General features: G+C 40.8%; 23 protein-coding genes. 14 read left to right on the plus strand and 9 right to left on the minus strand.

Going from position 1 to position 19,733, the window contains the following annotated elements:
* Positions 1–104: 104 nt before the first annotated feature.
* From VIM89_RS20770 to VIM89_RS20780, 3 genes are read right to left on the minus strand one after another with little or no spacing between them, the layout of a single operon-like run.
* A complete protein-coding gene (locus VIM89_RS20770; protein WP_488158101.1) occupies positions 105–758 on the minus strand; it encodes a uridine kinase family protein in 654 nt (217 codons plus the stop codon).
* 21 nt (positions 759–779) lie between these two features.
* Positions 780–1,769: a septal ring lytic transglycosylase RlpA family protein gene (locus VIM89_RS20775; RefSeq protein WP_488158102.1), complete on the minus strand. Its 990-nt coding sequence runs from the start codon at positions 1,767–1,769 to the stop codon at positions 780–782.
* A gap of 7 nt (positions 1,770–1,776) precedes the next feature.
* Positions 1,777–2,550, minus strand: a complete 774-nt coding sequence (locus VIM89_RS20780) for a DUF4905 domain-containing protein (RefSeq protein WP_488158103.1) — start codon at positions 2,548–2,550, stop codon at positions 1,777–1,779.
* Between the two features lie 113 nt (positions 2,551–2,663).
* On the opposite strand from VIM89_RS20780, the gene proS reads away from it, so the two are divergent.
* From proS to VIM89_RS20800, 4 genes are all read left to right on the plus strand, one after another.
* A complete protein-coding gene (proS, locus tag VIM89_RS20785) occupies positions 2,664–4,136 on the plus strand; it encodes a proline--tRNA ligase (RefSeq protein WP_488158104.1) in 1,473 nt (490 codons plus the stop codon).
* A gap of 100 nt (positions 4,137–4,236) precedes the next feature.
* Complete coding sequence (locus VIM89_RS20790; RefSeq protein WP_488158105.1) at positions 4,237–5,376, plus strand: cystathionine gamma-synthase; 1,140 nt, start codon at positions 4,237–4,239, stop codon at positions 5,374–5,376.
* A 33-nt stretch (positions 5,377–5,409) separates the two neighbouring features.
* On the plus strand, positions 5,410–5,829 hold the full coding sequence (locus tag VIM89_RS20795) for an SMI1/KNR4 family protein (RefSeq protein WP_488158106.1): 420 nt from the start codon (positions 5,410–5,412) through the stop codon (positions 5,827–5,829).
* A 36-nt stretch (positions 5,830–5,865) separates the two neighbouring features.
* Positions 5,866–6,693, plus strand: coding sequence for a TIGR02757 family protein (locus VIM89_RS20800; protein ID WP_488158107.1), 828 nt, complete (start codon positions 5,866–5,868; stop codon positions 6,691–6,693).
* Between the two features lie 3 nt (positions 6,694–6,696).
* Here VIM89_RS20800 and VIM89_RS20805 read toward each other — a convergent pair whose 3' ends face one another.
* Positions 6,697–7,104 carry a hypothetical protein gene (locus VIM89_RS20805; RefSeq protein WP_488158108.1) on the minus strand — a complete coding sequence of 136 codons (408 nt, stop codon included), beginning with the start codon at positions 7,102–7,104 and terminating at the stop codon, positions 6,697–6,699.
* An 80-nt stretch (positions 7,105–7,184) separates the two neighbouring features.
* Here VIM89_RS20805 and VIM89_RS20810 point away from each other — a divergent pair, with 80 nt between their 5' ends.
* Positions 7,185–7,544 carry a DUF5655 domain-containing protein gene (locus VIM89_RS20810; protein WP_488158109.1) on the plus strand — a complete coding sequence of 120 codons (360 nt, stop codon included), beginning with the start codon at positions 7,185–7,187 and terminating at the stop codon, positions 7,542–7,544.
* Positions 7,545–7,584: 40 nt separating this feature from the next.
* On the opposite strand, the gene VIM89_RS20815 is transcribed toward VIM89_RS20810, so the two are convergent.
* Positions 7,585–8,643, minus strand: a complete 1,059-nt coding sequence (locus tag VIM89_RS20815; protein WP_488158110.1) for a nucleoid-associated protein — start codon at positions 8,641–8,643, stop codon at positions 7,585–7,587.
* A gap of 28 nt (positions 8,644–8,671) precedes the next feature.
* Positions 8,672–9,037, minus strand: coding sequence for a hypothetical protein (locus VIM89_RS20820; RefSeq protein ID WP_488158111.1), 366 nt, complete (start codon positions 9,035–9,037; stop codon positions 8,672–8,674).
* Between the two features lie 203 nt (positions 9,038–9,240).
* Here VIM89_RS20820 and mnmE point away from each other — a divergent pair, with 203 nt between their 5' ends.
* From mnmE to VIM89_RS20855, 7 genes are all read left to right on the plus strand, one after another.
* Positions 9,241–10,608: a tRNA uridine-5-carboxymethylaminomethyl(34) synthesis GTPase MnmE gene (mnmE, locus tag VIM89_RS20825; RefSeq protein WP_488158112.1), complete on the plus strand. Its 1,368-nt coding sequence runs from the start codon at positions 9,241–9,243 to the stop codon at positions 10,606–10,608.
* Positions 10,609–10,708: 100 nt separating this feature from the next.
* The gene (locus VIM89_RS20830; RefSeq protein ID WP_488158113.1) at positions 10,709–11,011 is read left to right on the plus strand and encodes a PqqD family protein; all 303 of its coding nucleotides are present in this window, start codon (positions 10,709–10,711) and stop codon (positions 11,009–11,011) included.
* 4 nt (positions 11,012–11,015) lie between these two features.
* Positions 11,016–11,459 carry a lasso peptide biosynthesis B2 protein gene (locus tag VIM89_RS20835; protein WP_488158114.1) on the plus strand — a complete coding sequence of 148 codons (444 nt, stop codon included), beginning with the start codon at positions 11,016–11,018 and terminating at the stop codon, positions 11,457–11,459.
* 115 nt (positions 11,460–11,574) lie between these two features.
* Entirely contained in the window at positions 11,575–13,443 is a 1,869-nt protein-coding gene (locus tag VIM89_RS20840; protein WP_488158115.1) for an asparagine synthase-related protein, read from the plus strand.
* Positions 13,444–13,452: 9 nt separating this feature from the next.
* Entirely contained in the window at positions 13,453–13,704 is a 252-nt protein-coding gene (locus VIM89_RS20845; RefSeq protein WP_488158116.1) for a hypothetical protein, read from the plus strand.
* A gap of 28 nt (positions 13,705–13,732) precedes the next feature.
* Positions 13,733–13,972, plus strand: a complete 240-nt coding sequence (locus VIM89_RS20850) for a hypothetical protein (protein WP_488158162.1) — start codon at positions 13,733–13,735, stop codon at positions 13,970–13,972.
* Positions 13,897–14,091: a hypothetical protein gene (locus VIM89_RS20855; RefSeq protein ID WP_488158164.1), complete on the plus strand. Its 195-nt coding sequence runs from the start codon at positions 13,897–13,899 to the stop codon at positions 14,089–14,091. Before VIM89_RS20850 ends, VIM89_RS20855 begins: the two co-directional genes overlap by 76 nt.
* A 4-nt stretch (positions 14,092–14,095) precedes the next feature.
* On the opposite strand, the gene VIM89_RS20860 is transcribed toward VIM89_RS20855, so the two are convergent.
* A complete protein-coding gene (locus VIM89_RS20860) occupies positions 14,096–15,049 on the minus strand; it encodes a sulfotransferase domain-containing protein (protein ID WP_488158117.1) in 954 nt (317 codons plus the stop codon).
* Positions 15,042–15,959, minus strand: coding sequence for a serine kinase (locus tag VIM89_RS20865; protein WP_488158118.1), 918 nt, complete (start codon positions 15,957–15,959; stop codon positions 15,042–15,044). Before VIM89_RS20865 ends, VIM89_RS20860 begins: the two co-directional genes overlap by 8 nt.
* A 150-nt stretch (positions 15,960–16,109) precedes the next feature.
* On the opposite strand from VIM89_RS20865, the gene VIM89_RS20870 reads away from it, so the two are divergent.
* Positions 16,110–17,873 (plus strand): ABC transporter ATP-binding protein, encoded by a 1,764-nt coding sequence (locus VIM89_RS20870; protein ID WP_488158119.1) that lies wholly within the window; start codon positions 16,110–16,112, stop codon positions 17,871–17,873.
* A gap of 14 nt (positions 17,874–17,887) precedes the next feature.
* Here VIM89_RS20870 and VIM89_RS20875 read toward each other — a convergent pair whose 3' ends face one another.
* The gene (locus tag VIM89_RS20875; protein WP_488158120.1) at positions 17,888–18,865 is read right to left on the minus strand and encodes a glycosyltransferase family 2 protein; all 978 of its coding nucleotides are present in this window, start codon (positions 18,863–18,865) and stop codon (positions 17,888–17,890) included.
* 130 nt (positions 18,866–18,995) lie between these two features.
* Here VIM89_RS20875 and cysC point away from each other — a divergent pair, with 130 nt between their 5' ends.
* Positions 18,996–19,652 carry an adenylyl-sulfate kinase gene (gene cysC, locus VIM89_RS20880; RefSeq protein ID WP_488158121.1) on the plus strand — a complete coding sequence of 219 codons (657 nt, stop codon included), beginning with the start codon at positions 18,996–18,998 and terminating at the stop codon, positions 19,650–19,652.
* Positions 19,653–19,733 lie beyond the last annotated feature (81 nt).

Genomic DNA, 19,733 nt, shown 5'->3' on the forward strand with positions numbered 1-19,733 from the left:
GTAACTGTACTTGACTGATTATAAGTTATTTGTGTGTGTTTAGATTGCGCGCGCATGAACGTAAGCACCTGATCTTAAAAAAAAATGAAGCGTACAAAACGAAATTAAAGTACTTTTTCTCTTAATTCTTTAGATATCTGTTCCGTTACATGGATGATATCGTCTGCGATATGGGTATTGTTTACGATCACCCGTTCGCAAATATTTCTATAAGGCAGGAGGAACTCCTTATATGCAGGTATCACATGGTTTTCCCATTTATACATCGCATCCTCATTGGAATAACCCCGCTCTTCAAGGTCGCGTTTTAAACGACGTGAAAGAGCCACGTCTTCATCAGCTTCGATAAATACTCTCAGGTCGAGTAGATCAGCGATCTCCTTAAAATGAAAAATAAATAAGCCTTCAACTATCATAATAGGTGCGGGCTTGATCTCTAATATTTTCGGAACAGCATCCGGATTGTTAAAAGTGTATTCTTTTTTATAGATGGTTTCTCCGTTGATCAGTTTGGTGATGTCCGCGTAAAAATGTTCGCGATCAATGGTCTTCGGATCGTCGAAATTATACAACTTATTTTCCTCTTTGGTCATGGTATGGCCGACCGGGAAATAGTAATCATCCTGCGATACCAAACAAATTTCGTCGCTGGTAAAATGATCAAGAAAACGGTTTAGAAAAAAGGTCTTGCCCGAGCCGCTTCCGCCGGCTATACCCATGATGAATGGCTTCGAATTCTTCGATTCCTGGTTAAGCATGTCTGTCTTAAATCCCGAAAATTAATTGTTTGGCTCGGATGTACCGTAGCTCAAATTTACCTGGAAACGTTTATCCAAAGCGCCCAATGCGGTTGCAACGTTCTTGGTCATCACAATGATCACATCTTTGGTTTGCTCGTTATCGGTAAAGCGGCCCACCACCTTTGCAAAGGTAGTACGATTAGTCATTACATTGGTGATTTTTATTACCGTTCCGATAGGAGCAGTGCGGTGCAATACCAGCATCTTGTTTGGATCGAGGCCATCGTCATCCATCCAGGTAGCCACACCCTTTTCATCCTTCTCATAAAGACCAAAACGATTGGCATTGTTGATATGGTGACTACTGTCCGGTGAAGTCGAGTCGCGCGTGGCAACTACAGGTTCTGTTTGCTGGTTTTGAACCTGCTGATTTTGTGTAACAGCTTGGGTTTGAGCAGGAACTGACTGAGGTGCAGCTGTATTTGATTTTACCAGCAATACCTGGCCGGGACTAATACTATTCGATTTTAATCCATTCAGATTAACAATGTCTTCAACTGTGGTATTAAAGCGTTTGGATATGGCATATAATGTTTCTCCAGCGGATACTTTATATTGAGTTGGTACGCTATTATCTGTTGTATTATTTGCCGGTTGACTTTGTGATTGCTGCTGTACAGGTTGCTGCTGCTGTGGCTTAGTCTCTGCCGGTTGCTGCACCGGCTTATTTTGATGAACCGGATTGGTTTTTACAACTGCCGGTGCTGACTCTACAAATGGCCTGTCGGTAGGTACTTTGATAATATTACCGATCGACATTTTTGCATTTGGGTTAAATTTCATGATGGCCTTTGGGCTCACATTGTAGCGGCGGCCTATGGAATAGAAATTATCTTTTGGATCCAATTTGTGCAGGATAACCTTTTTCCCGTCGTGATTTTCTACCCCTACTGAATCGGCTACTGGTCGTGCAAAAACTGATATGGAAAAGACTGATAGGAAGACGGTTAATAATAATTTGAAGTTCATTTTAGTGTTAAAACGTATCTAAGTTTAAAACTTTTAATCTTGATTTGCGGGTAAGGTAGATCAACTGATCCTTACGCAATAGAAACGACTCAGGTTGCAACTTTTGTATATCATCATTCAACAAATCTTGATAAACTATCTTATTATCCGTAGTAAATATATACAAAAGCTGCTGCAGTGTCCCATCTGCAAACGCGTGCAAAGATACAATTCTGAAATTATTATGGTCAAGGTAATGTATGGTATTACCGAAAGTTTTTAACTGTAACGATAATGAAGATGCGATCTTGATAGGAGTTATCTCCGGTAAAATAATATAATTTTCAACCTCCTTATCAATCAACGGTTGATATTGTCTTTTAATGGCTCCCGTTTTTATATCTGTGATCAATAATTGCGGTGGTTGAAGCCTGGTATCATAAATCACCGGCCCGTTTTCTGACAGATGATCAAATGCATGAGTATAATTGCTCCATATCATTTGCCCTGTTTTCCTGTCAATTGCTATTAAGCCTTTATGAGCGGGGCTGCTTTCAGACTGATAGTTATGCAACAGCAAAGTACCGTCATAGGCGGTTTCGATACCGGTCAGCCATCTTTCTTCGGTTTGCAGGTCGTCGAAATAAATCTCACCGTTTTCGAGATTGATCGCTGAAAACGAAACTCTTTTATCGCTATTGTCCCTTATCTCGGCAAATAGGGTGTCTGTTATCGGATCGACCTCCAGTCGCCATACGGTCGACTTAAACTGATAATTGATATGTGGCTGCAGCGTTTTCAAAATGTGTACAAATATGGGTATTTAATACTGATCGGTTTGTATAGCGAAAATCAGTTCAGGGTAACATTTAAATTTATAAATTTGGCGTTCATTTAAATTCACTAAGATATAATATGAGCAAAGGGATCATTAGTAAAGAGGAAGACTATTCGCAATGGTATAACGACCTGGTAATCAAGGCTGATATGGCCGAGTATTCGCCGGTTAGAGGTTGTATGATCATTAAGCCCTACGGTTATTCCATTTGGGAAAAAATGCAGGCTGTACTGGACAAAATGTTTAAAGACACCGGCCACACCAATGCTTATTTCCCTTTATTTATCCCGAAATCATTCTTTTCAAAAGAAGCCAGTCACGTAGAAGGCTTTGCGAAAGAGTGCGCCGTAATTACCCACTACCGTCTGAAAAATGATGGTGAAGGAAATATTGTGGTGGATGAAGAAGCAAAACTGGAAGAAGAACTGATCGTTCGTCCAACTTCAGAAACCATCATATGGAATACTTATAAAGGCTGGATACAGTCTTACCGCGACCTGCCAATTTTGGTAAACCAATGGGCCAACGTGGTAAGATGGGAAATGCGTACACGCTTATTTCTGCGTACCAGCGAATTCTTATGGCAGGAGGGACACACGGCTCATGCTACTGCCGAGGAAGCCATTGCAGAGACCGAACAAATGCTGGAAGTGTATGCCGATTTCGCCGAAAACTGGCTGGCATTACCTGTAGTAAGAGGCCGTAAAACACCAAATGAACGTTTTGCAGGTGCATTGGATACTTATTGTATCGAGGCATTAATGCAGGATGGAAAAGCCTTACAGGCAGGTACTTCCCACTTCCTGGGACAGAATTTTGCCAAAGCTTTTGACGTAAAGTTCACCAATAAAGAAAATAAGCTTGATTATGTTTGGGCAACTTCATGGGGTGTTTCCACCAGGCTGATCGGCGCGCTAATCATGTCGCATTCTGATGATGCAGGTTTGGTATTGCCTCCAAAACTAGCGCCTATACAAGTAGTAGTTGTGCCAATTTATAAGCACGACGAAGAGTTAGAGAATATAACCGCATATGTAAATGCATTGAGTAAAGAATTGAAAGCGAAGAATATCTCTGTGAAGTTCGATAATCGCGATACGCATCGCCCCGGCGCTAAGTTTGCTGAGTATGAATTAAAGGGTGTTCCCGTGCGTGTGGCTATCGGCAGTCGTGATATGCAGAATGGCACGGTTGAGCTGGCACGTCGCGATACAAAAACCAAGGAAACAGTTTCCCAGGAAGGATTAGCTGGCAGAATTGAGCAATTATTGGAAGATATTCAGCAGAACATTTATCAAAAGGCGCAAAACTTCAGATCCGAAAATACCAAAGAGGTAGACAATTACGAAGAATTTAAACGCCTGCTTGATGAAGAGCCAGGGTTTTTATCAGCCCATTGGGATGGTACTGCGGAAACCGAGCAACGCATAAAAGAAGAAACCAAAGCAACTATTCGTTGTATTCCATTAAACAATAAACAGGAAGCAGGTAAATGTATCCTGACAGGAAAACCGTCAACGCAGAGGGTGTTGTTTGCAAGGGCGTATTAATTTGTTGTAAGGTTGAAAAGTTGAAAAGTTGGAATGTTACTAAAACCGGACAAAAATAACCTTTCAACTTTACAACTTTACAACATTCAAACTATCAAAAATGAAATTCGCAACTAAAGCCATACACGCAGGGCAGGAGCCCGATCCAACTACCGGGGCTATCATGACCCCGATCTATCAAACGTCAACCTACTGGCAAAAAGCACCGGGGGATAATAAAGGTTATGAGTATTCTCGTGGTACTAACCCCACCCGTAGGGCTTTGGAAGATTGTTTGGCTGCGCTGGAAAATGCTAAGTATGGCCTGGCCTTTTCAAGCGGCATGGGTGCTACGGATGCCGTGATGAAGTTGTTAAAACCTGGTGATGAAGTCATTACAGGCAACGATCTGTATGGCGGTTCGTACCGGATTTTTACGAAGGTGTTTGCTAACTACGGTATCAAATTTCATTTTCTTGATCTATCTAAGCCTGAGATCATTAACGATTATGTGAACGAAAATACCAAGCTGATTTGGATTGAAACACCAACAAATCCAACTATGCAAGTGATTGATATTGAGAAAGTAGCGGCAATCACTAAAACAAAAGGTTTAATGTTAGTGGTAGATAATACATTTGCTTCACCATATCTGCAAAACCCGATGGATGTGGGTGCTACTATCGTGATGCACTCAGTCACCAAATACATTGGCGGGCATAGTGATGTAGTGATGGGCGCTTTAATGATGAATGATGAGGATCTGTACAAAAGGCTTTGGTTCATCTATAATGCTTGCGGCGCTACACCCGGACCGATGGATAGCTTCCTGGTGCTACGCGGTATCAAAACCCTGCACCTCCGCATGAAAGCACATTGCGAAAACGGTCGTAAAGTGGCTGAGTTTTTAAAAACACATCCCCGTGTAGATAAGATATACTGGCCGGGCTTCACCGATCACCCTAATCATGATATCGCCAAAAAGCAAATGCGCGATTTCGGAGGAATGATTTCGATCACCCTAAAAGGTGCAGACCTGAAGGAGACATTCCGGATTGCTTCTTCATTTAAAGTATTCTCATTAGCTGAGTCATTAGGTGGGGTAGAGTCATTGATCAATCATCCGGTAACCATGACGCATGCTTCTATCCCCAAAGAAGAACGTGAAAAAGCGGGAGTTGTAGATAATCTGTTGCGCTTGAGTGTTGGAGTGGAGGATATCGATGACCTCATCGATGATTTGAAACAAGCGCTTTCGTAAGTAGCAGTTGCAGCGGCAGTATTTGTTTATACTATGGAAACCTGGATCAAAGAAGCTATTTCAAAATGGAATTGGGCTAAAACTAAGCAGAATCAAGGCGCAAGTATTGCAGATATTGAAAACGCTGAAAATATACTGAACTTTAAATTCCCCACAGATTTTAAAAACCTCTATTTGATTGTTGATGGCTTTCAGGATTTGGATTGGCAAGAGCACATGTTTTATTTCTGGCCTATTCAAAGAATAATAGAAGAATATGCCGAATCACCTGATGAAGATTTTATCGGCATTTGTGATTTTTTACTGGCGAGTCATTTTATCGGTTTTAAGAAAAATCAAAATGGGATATTTAAGCTGTATTCAACCATGAAAAAAGCTGAAGATAGTCCGATAGCCAAAACATTTCAAGAAGCAGTTGGAATGATAAATTCTAGCTCAGATTTAATTTATTAACTGCTACTGCAACTGCCACTGCTACTAAATAATAATATGATCGAAAATCTCAAAGCTTTTCTCGACAGTAAAGTAGCACAATACAACCAGCCGGATTTTATAAAAAATGATCCGGTTTCAATTCCTCATTTGTTTACCCGCAAACAGGATATCGAGATCATGGGTTTTTGGGCCGCTATTTTAGCCTGGGGGCAGCGTATTACCATCATCAATAAATGCAAGGAGCTTATCAGCCTGATGGACGGCGCGCCTTATGATTTCATTATTAACCACGAAGAACCTGATCTGAAAAAACTGCTTCACTTTAAGCACCGCACCTTTAATGATGTAGACACACTTTATTTTATCTCGTTCTTCAGATATCATTATTCTAATTATGATTCGTTGGAAGACGCATTTATGCCTTCTTCACAAAAGAATGGTGTCATGCTGAGGCACTCGAAGCATGAGCGCAAAGGCCATAACACGGATGTTAGTAGCGAACCTATTGAAAACTATCTCAATCATTTCAGAAGCTATTTCTTCTCATTGCCCGACTATCCGCATCGCACCAAAAAGCATGTATCATCGCCTTCACAAAAATCAACTTGTAAGCGATTAAACATGTTTCTCCGCTGGATGGTGCGTAAGGATAATCGCGGAGTGGATTTTGGCATCTGGAATAAAATCAGACCTTCCGATCTGATTATGCCGTGCGATCTGCATGTGGATAGGGTAGCCCGTAAACTGAAACTGATTGATCGAAAACAAACCGACTGGCAAACAGCTATTGAATTAACCGGGCGCCTGCGTGAATTTGATCCGCAAGACCCGGTTAAGTATGATTTTGCTCTTTTCGGTTTGGGTATCGAAGAGAAATTTTAGGCTTTATTCGTCGTACGCAATGGATTTCACGCGTTTTTCCAGAGCCTTACGGTAGGCATAGTCAATATAATTTAACTCGCTATTACTCGCCTGGCGTCCCCTGAGCTCTTCATATAATGAGATGATATCAGCTTTGTTTTTAACACTTGTGATGGTTAATTGGAAAGTCCACTTAATAAGGGCGGCATCTTCTTTAGAAACATAAAGATCATGTTCAATTCGTTCACCATCCAGTTCGTGGCCTTTTATTGGTGTCCAGTAATCTAATTTTCCGTTCTTTTTTGATTCTTTGATGAGCTCACTTCTAACCTGGGGTGTTAACCTGACAGAAGTATCGTTTAATTTGCTATTTTGTGCAAAGGCACCAATTGAAAATAATAATAATAGGGCGTTTAGAATTAGAAATCGCATTTGATAAGGTTTTAATGAGATGCAATTATAAAAAACTTTAATTAAATATTTAGTTAATATTTGGGAAATAACGAATTTGTATGGAAAATTATTATAATGACCTGGGGAATTTCTTAAATGGAAAGTCGGAGCATACCCTGGCGCTTTTTCATCATTTTGTAAATGAGTTCCAAAAAGTCGCACCGGTAACTTTGCACCCGGCAAAGACCATGATCGGCGTGGCCAACTCGCATAAAAGAATAGCATATATCACTCAATTAGGGAAAAACTTCATTCATGTTGTTTTTCCGTTAAGAGAACGTTACGAAGACAACTTTTGTTTTCAGAAAATTGCGCAAGTGCCTGGGGACATGCAGTTTAACCACCATTTCAGGATGCTGCATGCCGATGATGTGAATGACGAAGTGCGGGATTTTATGCGTTTAGCGTACAATAGCTAAGATTTTGGTGATACCGGTAATCAAAACCGGTTGAATTTTTTTATTGCTCTTCCCTGAAAAAAACTTTGTAATAATTCATTGATTTATCATCATCAAAGCCTTTTTCTATCAATTCCCTGTCGCCATGAATATAGATGTGGAAGTTTTTATCCAGCTTTAACACGCTTTTATATACCCTTTGCTGTTTTTTAACCGCATTGCCTGATATCTCAAAAACATCAGCGATAGGCATCTCGTATTCCTGCTCGTATTGATTTTTAAAACTTTTGAATGACTCGATGGCCTGCGGATTGCCTAATACTTCACCGGTAAACTCATCCATATCAAAGGTGTCCTTTTCCTTAAAATATTTCATGGATTTATTAAGCAGATCGATCTTATCGGCTTTGCTTAGCTCAAACTCATCATCCAGTTTTTGGGTGATGAAATTTTTATATATGCCTAAAGTATTGGTGGTTTGATTAAAGCTATCGTTACGGATTTTTAATTGCAGAAAGTTGTCTTTCCAGTAAGCAGCTGTGTCCTGGCCCCGGTTCGTATGATCGACAACCACAACTTTGTAACCGTTTTCTTTTTCTATGTTGAAGATCAATGCCCCTTTGTCCAGTTTGTTAATGTTGATGGCATTCTCTTCGTAATCCATTCCAAAACCACCTTGTTCGGGGTAAACTTTCAAGTAGGTCTCTTTATTTTCTGATTTAAAAATGCCGACAGCTTCCAGCAGGTTGCCTTCTATCTGCACATTCTTGAAATGCGCCAGATACAACTCACCCGGTTTGATATTAGGATGATTGGAAGCGTTATATAAATGTTTGGCAATCTGTTCCGATAATTCATGAAACTTACTGTTATCCTCAAAAATACCTGTAACGTAATGGTGAACTTCGTTCAGGTCTAAGTCCCCACCGCTATGCATCAGGTGATAAACCTCATTCGCTTTTTCAAATGGCCGCAAAAAATACTGCATCAGCAATTGAGGAATCACCTCATCCTTAAATGAGAGTGGCTGTTCCGAAAGTGCATACATTTCATTTTGTGCCTGGTTGCCAATGTGATGAACCGATACCGTTTCAAGCGAAGCTTCAAAGAAAGTTACCATAATGCTGCGAAAGTAAAATAAATATTGCTCAGAGCGGAGCTTTTTCTGTCAGGTTGCCAATACGCGGATCGTTGTGCGAGATTAATTCACAGACTTTGATGGCTGCTTCCTCAAAACCCTCCACACCATCCTGTATCAGCAGCCAGTTACCACGCTGTTCAGTTCCCGCCCAAAAGAAGGGGCCAAGATCAGGTACATCTTTTTCCAGGCTTTCATGATGTGCTCTGTTAGTAGCTACCCAAACGCCATTAAACTCAGGTTCATTAAGCCTCCTGCGCAGTATCATCATGATCTTTTTGCGCCAGTAGATATAATGCATGCCGAACATTTTCCGCACGATTATATCGGACGGCAAATAATCAAACACGAACTCGTATGGAATTGCATTGACCATACCTCAAAATTACAGTTTAATATTTTACACTTACCGAATAAAAATCAAGTGGTAAATAGCGATTTTTACCGTCTGAATCAGAATTAACAGAATTTGCTAATTTTCAGAATTCTGTTAATCCTTTAATTCTGAAAACGGCGTAGCCTTCTTGAACACCATTGAAAGCAAATAACCGTGAAAAATTCTGATTCAGATAATTGACTATGAATATTAAAGAAGAAACCATAGTTGCCCTCGCAACACCGAACGGAGTAGGGGCCATCGCTGTGATAAGGTTATCCGGTCCTGATGCTATTACAATTGCAAATAGTGTATTTAAGGGCAAGGACCTGACTAAACAAGAATCACATACTATCCATTTTGGGCAGATTATGGATGAGGACCTATTGCTAGATGAAGTACTGGTTTCTTTATTTGTTGCGCCACGTTCTTACACCAGCGAAAATGTGGTGGAAATATCTTGTCATGGGTCGAATTATATTATAGAGTCAATTATCAAACTATTGATTAAAAAAGGCGCCCGCTCAGCAAAGCCGGGAGAATTTACTTTAAGGGCCTTTTTGAATGGCCAGTTAGATCTTTCGCAAGCTGAAGCAGTGGCCGATTTGATAGCAGCAAACTCAAAAGCATCACAACAGGTCGCTATGCAGCAATTACGTGGTGGATTTAGTAATCAATTGCAGGTTTTGCGAGGACAATTAGTAAACTTTGCTTCACTAGTAGAGCTTGAGCTGGATTTTTCTGAAGAGGATGTAGAATTTGCCAATCGCGAACAGCTTAAGCAATTGATTCATAATATTACAAGGATAGTAGGGCAATTAATTCAATCTTTCGAGTTAGGTAATGTGATAAAGAATGGCGTAAATACGGTGATCGCCGGTCGGCCTAATGCTGGCAAATCAACCTTACTTAATGCTTTGCTGAACGAGGAGCGCGCAATTGTAAGTCATATACCCGGTACTACGCGGGATACCATAGAAGAAGTACTAAATATCAACGGTATCAATTTCAGATTAATTGACACAGCCGGGATCCGTGAGGCGACAGATACCATTGAGCAAATAGGGGTGCAGCGCACTATGGAAAAGATAAGCCAATCGGCATTACTGATCTATGTATTTGATGCAGCAGAGATCACCATTGAGGAATTGAACAATGACCTGGAAAATTTGCAAAAGCCAGGCGTGACAATGCTGGTTGTTGCTAATAAGGCTGATCTGCTGAATGAAGAACAATTACTATCGCTGCCTCACACCCAAAGTGCAATTATAATTTCAGCAAAGCAAAAGCAGCATATTGATGAACTGAAGCAAAAGATATATTCGGCTGCAGTTAAACATCAGCTAAATGGTGATGAAACCTTGGTTACAAACGTCCGTCACCTGGAGGCATTGCAGAAAACAGAGTCCGCATTGACCCACCTTTTAGAAGGTATTGATACCCAGACAACATCCGATTTCCTTGCAATGGATATTAAACAGGCGCTGCATTATCTGGGCGAGATAACAGGCACCGTTACAACTGACGATCTGCTGGATAATATATTCTCCAAGTTCTGTATCGGCAAGTGACGGTTTTAATATAGATTTTCCAGATTCTGTTTCTTACTCTACGACTACTGCAATTAAATAATTTATTAATATTGCATTGGTATTGATCAAAATATCAAATATGTCTGATATAACTGTAATAAGTGGAACATCGCTGATCGAGCGTAATGAATCAAAGTTCTTGGCAAGCCCTCTCGGCGAAGAGATAGTAATGATGAACATTGATAACGGGGACTACATAGGTGTGAACAATGTAGGAAGCGATATTTGGAACTTGATAGACGGGCCTATAACTGTTGACGAATTAAACAGGCGCGTATTGGAAGTGTATGATATAAGTGAAGAGCAATTAAAGACCGAATTGGAAACTTTTCTTCAACGCATGCTTAAACAGCAAATGATCATTATTAGCGAGCCGCAATAATGCTATGAAACTTTTGCGTAAAATACGGACGGCCGTACGGATGCCTAAAAGTAACAAACTATTGTTCATAGAAGCGCTATATACCTCGGCCTGCGTACGTTTTGCGTTGAGCTACCTGCCATTTAAAATAATAAAAGGGTGGTTGGGCCAAAGCAGTCACAGGCCCGATGTGCAACTAACACATGAGCAGATCAGGCAAATAAACCGCACTTACCATACACTGAAACTTTGCAACCGCTACGCTTTATGGAAAACCGAATGCTATACCCTGGCGCTTACCGGTAAGATATTACTGCGCCGCCGCAACATACCCAGCACGCTTTACATAGGCTGGAAAAAAAACGAAGGTGAATTCGAGGGACATGCCTGGTTGAAAACGCCCAATGATAACGTTGTATCCGGCAATATGGATCTTACCCAGTTCTCAGTGAATGCCTATTTTTCGTGAGATATGCCCAATGTCAAAAAAGAAAAGAATCAATATAGAAAACCAAATAATTTCTTTCAATCCCTGATCTGTCTTTTAACTTAAAGATAAATAGCGATTTTATTACTTTTACGGCATGAGCGTTATTTATGGCCGACTAAATCTTACCACCCCTGTTACTATTGATGAGCTTTCGCTGATGGAAAACAAGCTGAAGCATTGGACGCCTGATGATGCCGGAAAATGGATGAAAGAACATGTGGGGTTGGGGAGTCTGATGTTTTATAATACGCCCGAATCGTTGAATGAGAAATTGCCACTTACCAAAAATGGCCTTACTATAACCGCCGATGCGCGGATCGATAACCGCGATGAAATCTGTCTACTGCTTAACCTTGAAAGCGACTGTGCCTTGCCCGACAGCACCTTGATTTTAATGCTGTATGAAAAATATAGCAATGATTGTATAAAGCATATTGTAGGTGATTTTGCCTTTGCAATTTGGGATGAGAAGGCGGAAAAACTATTTTGTGCGCGCGATCATATAGGTATAAAGCCTTTTTTCTATTACAGCGATAAAAGTTTTTTTGCTTTCGCTTCCGAGTTAAAGGGCCTTTTGCACATCCCCGGCCTCAACAGGGCATTGAATATGCAATTCCTTTACAATTCAATGTTCCGCAATTCCGAACAATATGATCGCAATACTTTATACAAATATATTTCACGCCTTGAACCGGCCCACACGTTAACATTTGACCTAAAGAATAACAACCTGAAAACGGAACGTTATTGGGACATGGATGCTGTTACCGAAATACATTTTGATAACCGCGATGACTATTATGAGGCTTTTTGTAAAGAGTTTGAAAGAGCGGTGGAATGCAGGCTTCGCACGGCTTATCCTATCGGGATCGAACTGAGCGGTGGAATGGACTCGTCGGGAATTGCAGGAGTAGCATCGTCGCTTTTAAAACCTGAAGGTCGGGAATTGATCGCAATTTCGAACACGATCCCAAGACATATTACTGAAGGTGAGGAACTGGAAAAAAGCGAACGCAGGTTTATCGATGCGGTTGTAAATTTTAACGGTATAAAAAGATCAGTTATTACCGTTTCAGATCAGCCCGCTCATCCATTTGAAGACATTGATTTTATGCTATACGTAAATGACGGGCCCGATACCTGGCAGCAACAGTGGCAGATACCTATAAGACAGGCAGCGCAAAAAGAAGGTATCCGTACCCTTTTATCAGGCTTTCCGGGTGATGAAATGGTGACCTACCGGGGCAAATATTATTTTTTAGATTTCCTGGATAAAAAGCAATATCTAAAATATCTATTCGCGAAGCGCGAGTTTCAGGGATTCAGACGTTTGGACCCTCTTATACCTTATAGCATTCGCTACAGGTTACATACTTTAAAAAACAGCTTGGGTATATACAATAAGCATGTCCGCAATGCACGTAAGATATACAATATCCCGGCTGAAAATATACGTGCCAAAGGAGATGTTAACTGGCGAAGCCCGTTGTTGAAAGAGCAATTTAAAAGCTACAGGCATTATCAAAAATGGCGTTTCCTGCGCTACCACCTGCCGGCGCGTATGGAAAGCGAAACACGATTTGGGCTATATTTTGGGCTGGAGCCACGTTTTCCGATGGCTGATATACGCCTTACCCAGTTTTACTTATCGTTACCCAATTATTTAAAGTATGAAGGTGATTTGCACCGTACCGCTTACCGTAAAGCATTGAAGGATTATCTGCCGCAGGAGGTGCTTGAACGGGATAACAAGAGGGGTAATATGACACCGTATCGCAATCCAGAAAAAGATGAGAATATCATAAAAGAAAAGGCTGCTTTGACCAGGCAAATGCAAAATGAGATGTATGCGGCGTTGGAAGGTATCCATCTTATTAAACCACAAGCTATAAAAAATCGGCAGGTAAGCACCCCCATGGCCCGCTGGCTTCAAAAAAATTGGAAAGACCAGGTAATTGAATAGATCTACGTTATGAATGAGAAGCTGAGAAAAGGCCTTGAAAAATTGTTCGCCGAACACCCGGAACTGAAAAACAGGCAATTGTTTTTTAACGAAGATGATTTTTCATTTGTTCAGAATAATGATGAAAACGATATTCCATACTGTTTGCAGGAAGAAAAGCCGCAGGAGATGATAAAAGGGCATTCGCCAAAGGTAGAGGTCCGTCTTTCACCAGTGCACGGATATGGTGTTTTTTGCGAAAGAAGATATAGCCGAAGGTGAATTTATTGAAGAATGCAGGCTTTTAAAAATGACCTGGCGGGCGCATTATCCAATTGATCCTATTTTAAAAGATCATGTTTGGGCTAACAAGGAATGTACCTGTATTGAATGCCGCAAACATGGTGCATTTCAATATCTTGCATTGGGTTTAGGCTCAACATATAATCATTCGGATACGCCTAATACCAATATGTGGCAAAACTTCAAGAATGGAATAATGACCCTTCAAGCCAAACAAGCTATACCAAAGGTGAGGAGATATTTGTAAGCTTCGGCGATAAATATTTTTTAATACGGGATTTCTGGAAGAATATCAATAAAAACAAGGCGCTTGAAAAAGCTGCACTCTATAAAAAGGATCAGGCGGCTAAAGGTAATAAACAATGAGACATCATTCTTTAGTGGCAGCGCTTATCCCGGTGACTTTATTCTTATATGACGCCTCGACAGCTTCTATATCCGGTATCTCGTAACCGTATTTTTCCATCACAGCCCGGTGGTTGTCAACAATTGATCTGATTTGTTCGGGTGTTAGCTCATTTTTCCATCCGCCAGACTTGCCGCTGCGAAAAAACGATTCGCTTTTGCGATTCTTTTCCATAAAACCATTTTCTTTTTCCTGCTCTTTCAGTTTCTCAAAACGACATTGATTAATAGCCTTTTCTATTTCTTCAGTTGTTTTTTCAAGGCCCATAAAGGCTACGGCCTTGCTGAATGTGTTCAACGTATCATGAAGCATATCTTCGTATCGTAAAACCAATACAGGGAAAGGTACTTCCGGGTTTGTCCAGCTCTCCGCATGGTCACTCCAACTGAACATTAGTTGCGTAAACTGGTAATTAATGTTCATCTCGCCGCGTAGACGATTTTGCCTGGCCAACGTGCCACGTGGGTTGTTCATGATCTCTATGCTTTCATCAATGGTACCCGCATTATGATTAGCGAAGGAGCCTACCACATCAAGCGGATTGCGGATAAAATACAGCGCACACAAAGTAGGTTCGACTGGTATGATGGGAATGCCGTCAACATTTTTGCTGTAGGCATCATGTACCTTTACAAAAAGACGCGGTCTGCTATATTGCGAAGCTACTTCTGTAAATACTTCTGGCAGCATTTGCTTCACCTCATCATCGTAAAGATAGGTCGAGTCCAAGTCGGTAGTATCATCAAAGATCTTTCTTGACGAAAAAATACCATCGGTCTTCATCATGTTGATATCAAGTGTACCGTCGCCAAGCAAGGCGGTTAAAAAGGCCCTGAACCAGGTATTGCCGCTTTTGGGATAGGATGCCAGCCAGACAATCTTTTTCTGATCCTCCGGTTTTTCTTCGGTATTATCCATTATACTGCAAATTTGCTTCTATCAATGCTGATATCTCATCAACTGTATTTAAATGCTGAGGGCGGTTGATACGATAAACAGGTACACTTGCGGTGAGCTTGCTCACAATGGCAAAATGATGGTTGCGTTTTTTCATACCATTCATTTGTACCTGCCGGTAAGTATTACGCTGCAATGCATTGAATGACTCAATAGAAGCCATCTTTTTTATCTCAGCATTTTGCTCCAGGCTATTGGAATTCAGCATAAATACACGCCTGATTGGCATGGCTGCAGTTTCGTAATCATCATGATAAAAACGACCAAATTTGGCCAGGTTAGGCCGTAATTTTGTGTCGTCATTTGGTACTTCAAGACCGGTTTTTACAAAACTGTCGCCCCATAATTTCATCATAGGGTATGAAGGAACGGCCATTACTATCTTATCATTTTCTTCAGCTGCTTTCAATACGCAAACATCGTCTGAAAATACTTTGTAACCTTTCTTTTCCAACGCGATCACTATGGTTGATTTACCTGCACCTGAATGCCCGCAAAATAATATCACACCATCGTTATGATACACAGCTGATGCGTGTAAGGGAATGGTATTACGCTGATGTAATATAGCCGCCATTGCATTGCTAAGCATAAAAAGACGCACGCTTTTATCGTCGGCATCCTTATGCGGCTGTATACGTATCTCATTGCCGTTGCTTACATAATAATCGGCTATATTGATCACCTTTTGCAGGTATTCTTTAGGGCTCATTGAAACCCTGACCTTGCGTATAACTTCATCGCCACTAAGCATTTCGGGTATGCCACCCAGCTTTATAGTAATATCCGGCTTATCAAAAGTTGCCGGTAAAAATTCGGGAAATTCTATTTCGGAAGAAATATGCAGCCCAAACCCCCAGTATTTGAACATTAATAAAATAGATTAGCTGTCGAATTTAGAAAAAAATTAACCAATAATATATTTTTTATCTTCTTTATATTTTATATTCATAGTTACAAAACCGCCTGTAATTTATATTTTCGATGGCTGAATAATAGTAAATACCGCTTGTATAAATAAGTGAAAAAAAACCTCGGTTCTTTTGTTACTGATCTTTGGAGGGCCTCGCTGCTGCTTTGGCGGGTCGATAAAAAGATCACCATTATCAATTTTGCGATGCAGGCCATACAGGCCCTTCTGTCTTTCCTGACGTTGTATTACCTGAAGCTGATGCTCGATGCGGTAGTGCAGCCAGATCGCTCATTTAATTCTATCATACCTCTCATTGCGGCATTCGGCGGGGTACAGTTCATTTCAGCATTAATAACGCAATATTCAACTTATATCAACACCATTTACCAGGAAAAACTCACCGATTTCCTGTCATCGGAGGTATTGGTGAAGGCTATTGCCGTTGATTATGAATACTACGAGACTCCCGAATATCATGATACGTTGCACCTGGCGCAGCAGCAATCGGTATCACGTATCAGCCAGCTTTTTAATAATTTCAACTCTATTGTGCAGAATACGCTGTCAATGGTAGCATTGATAGGGTATTTTTTTACACTCCATTCGTTGTTTGCATTGTTTTTTATCCTGCTATCCGTCCCCCTGGCTTTGGTGAAATGGTACTCTGGAGTAGCATTGCATAAACAGCAAAAAGAATTCGTGCCGCTTGAACGTGAGGCTAATTACCTGCACCAAACGCTTACCGGCATATCCACAGCCAAGGAGGTGCGGGTATTTGGCTTTGGCCCTTATTTTATTAATAAATTCAGGAACATGCGTCTTTTTATCAATCGAGAGAAAAGGAAACTGAATTTAAAATTTATGCGCTACAGTTTGATGTCAGAAGCGCTGGGAATAATTGTAATGGCGGTGGTTTTTGGTATACTGGCCAAACAGGCATGGTCGCATATTATCACAGTGGGGGCATTGGGAGCATCTATCGCGGGTTTTCAACGCCTGGAGAGCACCTCAAACAGCTTCCTGCAATCATGGGTGCAGCTATTTCAGCAGCGTCTCTTTCTGCGCGATATCTTCGCCTTTTTTGACATTCAGCCACGCTCCGAGCCGGCTTATCCTGTCCCATTCCCCAAAGATGGGAAAGGCCTTACTGTTAATAATGTATCATTCAAATACCCCGGAACGGACCGTGTCGCATTAAAAGATGTTTCTATCAAATGTGAACCCGGCAAAGTGGTAGCTATAGTAGGTGAGAATGGTTCGGGTAAATCAACACTGGTAAAATTACTCGCAAGACTTTATGATATCCAGTCGGGTAGTATTTGCTTTGATGATAATAGAATAGAAGATATCTCCCTGGCCGACCTTCGTAAGAACTCGATCTTTCTGTTCCAGGATTTTGAAAAATATTATTTCACTTTAGAGGAGAATATCGCGATTGGTGAAGAGAAGTTCGATTTATTGGATGTTGAACACGCCGCCGGGTTATCGGGTGCGCACCCTTTCATCTCGCAGTTGAAACAGGGATATAAGACCCGGATGGGGCGTATGTTCACCGGCAGCGAACAACTGAGCGGCGGACAATGGCAAAAGGTCGCTTTAGCCCGCATCTTTTACAAAAAAGCGCAACTGGTGGTACTTGATGAGCCCACAAGCGCGCTGGATGCCAATGCCGAACTGGAGCTTTACCGGAATATCAAAGAACAGTTTAAAGATAAAATGGTCATACTGATCACCCATCGTTTATATAATCTGAAAATAGCCGACCATATTTACCTTATGCAGCAGGGAAGTATTATTGAAGAAGGCAGTCTGGAAGAATTGGTGAGGAAAGGTGGCATTTTCAACAGCATGTACAATGCACAAAAACTGTAGATCATTTATTGTGTCTAATGTTTATCGATATGTGCCAGCATATTTTTATAAGACTGTGTAAGAAAAATTGAAACGTGATAAAGCGCAAGAAAAAGATAAGGACTAATACCGATCAACATAAATTTAAGCCGGAATGATTGGGTTGGATAACGTTTAAAATCTCTATATAGATCCTGGGATATTTCCTTCAAATTTTGATTGCTGCTGCCAAAGCACTTTCGCCACTGGTATACCCCTTGTGCATAGTCAAATACGACATCTTCTTCCTGGTGCCCCCATCTTTGGATAAGTTTTTCCTTAAAGCTATAGTCAATTAGTTCCTGTGACGATAATCTCGTTTCTGGATGAAGATAGATCATTACCAGCGGATCGGGTATAGATTTTACATTAAGGTTTAGTTTGATGATCATTTTGCAAAGGTCATAATCTTCCATCCGGCTTAATTCCTCGTTAAAATGCAGATTGTTGATCTCAAAAACTTTCCGGTTGATCATGATCGAAGAGCAGGACATCATTAACAACCTATCACGATGTATACTTTTATTATAATGATAATAACGGTACATTTTGAAAGGGTAGGGATATATTTTTGAATATCCACCGCAATACAACAAAACCAATTCAGGTTGGGCTGACATGACTTGCATGCGTATACTGATGCTATTTTCCAGCATCTCATCGTCATCATCCAGGAAAATAATAAAATCGCCGGAGGTTGCCGCTATACCATCATTTCGTGCACCGGATGCATAAGGTTTTGCACTGTGAACGTAAATCCAGCTTAATGATGGATATTCGTAGGCGAATTCCTTTACTATTCTATCTATTGCTGCCTGTTTTTCGTAGTCATTATTATTGTCAACCACACATACTTCAAAAGATGGATATTCCTGGACGGCAACCGACCGTAAAGCCCTTCTGAGCAAATCCGGGCGGTTTTTTGTGGGAATAATAACAGATAACTTATGTGGCAGTTGCTTTTTTAGGTTCAAGTTCTTTACAATTATTACAAATGGAAAAGAAGCAATTGGCTCGATTTCCGACTTTGTAATTTAGTGCAATTTTAACTATTGTCTGAGTAATATTTCTATATTAGTTAGCTATAAACCGGCAAATAAACCTATGCATGATCAAAATAAACCCATTCACAAGGATGAAGCCAACCATTCATCAGATTCTCAATATCTTTTCAAACATATCAGCAAAGTAAGCCGGGCAGACCGCGAACGACTAAACCAATGCAAAGCCTTTACTTTATGGCTTACCGGTCTTTCGGCATCTGGGAAATCGACCATTGCCAATGAAATTGAAGCCTGGATGTACAGTGAACAAATCCGGGCATATATTTTAGATGGCGATAGCACACGCTCCGGTATCAATAAAGACCTTACGTTTTCTGATGCTGACAGGACCGAAAACATCAGACGGGTGGCCGAGATCGCCCGGCTATTTAATGATGCGGGTGTTATCGTTATAGCTGCACTCATTTCTCCCTTTGAAAAGGACAGGCTGATGGCGCGCGATATTATTGGTAATGATGATTTTATAGAAGTATTTATCGATTGCAGCCTGGCTGAATGTGTTAATCGCGACCCAAAGGGTTTATACCAATTAGCACTGCAAGGCCAGATCGATAATTTTACAGGCATCAATAGCCCTTATGAAGCTCCCAAGTCACCCGACATACATTTGCACACTGATGTTAATACTATTGATGAGTGTGTAGGTTTAGTTAAAAATTACTTAATAAATAAAATGAAATTTGCTGAAAATGTATAATTTTAGCGGGTTATACCGCTTGTTGTGTACTGGTTAAAATATACTTGTCTGATCCATAATATGGAGACTTACGGGTAGGCA

It is taken from the genome of Mucilaginibacter sp., from assembly GCF_036568825.1.
Lineage (GTDB): Bacteria > Bacteroidota > Bacteroidia > Sphingobacteriales > Sphingobacteriaceae > Mucilaginibacter.